This is a genomic window from Paraburkholderia sp. J8-2, assembly GCF_905220195.1.
Taxonomy (GTDB): domain Bacteria; phylum Pseudomonadota; class Gammaproteobacteria; order Burkholderiales; family Burkholderiaceae; genus Paraburkholderia.
On sequence record NZ_CAJMZA010000125.1, the window covers coordinates 1 to 429 of the forward strand.

The 429-nt window shown below is 61.3% G+C and carries 1 protein-coding gene; it reads left to right on the forward strand.

Annotation, left to right across the window (positions count from 1 at the left end; all coding sequences use genetic code 11):
• Positions 1-169: 169 nt before the first annotated feature.
• On the forward strand, positions 170-429 hold a 260-nt coding region (locus tag U5A52_RS43105; RefSeq protein WP_321940514.1), incomplete at its 3' end, for a paraquat-inducible protein A.

The following is a 429-nucleotide window of genomic DNA, read 5'->3' on the forward strand; positions in this document are numbered from 1 at the left end:
CGCTTCGCGCTTGCGGCCGTCCATCACGAACTCAGAGTCCTGCGAGGGACGGTGCTCAAGCAGTGGAACGAGATTGCTGCACTCGAGGCAGAACTCGCATCCATGCGCATGGGATTGAGCAATGCGACGGACGCGTCTGAAGCTTGACGGGGCGAGCGATCTGAAAACCATGGAAATCCGCAACCTCATCGCCTGTCCCGATTGTGATCTGCTGCTGTCGCGCCCACTTCGGACCGGGAAGACTCGGGCAATGCACTGCCCCCGCTGCGGGGCGAGCATCGCCAGCACAGACATGGCGCGACTCGATCGCGTCCTGGCGCTGGCGCTCGCAGCAATGATTACTTTCTTCATCGCACAGGCGTATCCAGTCGTCGAGCTCGAGATGGGTGGAATCACATCGGCCACTACCCTGACAGGGACCGTTTGCGC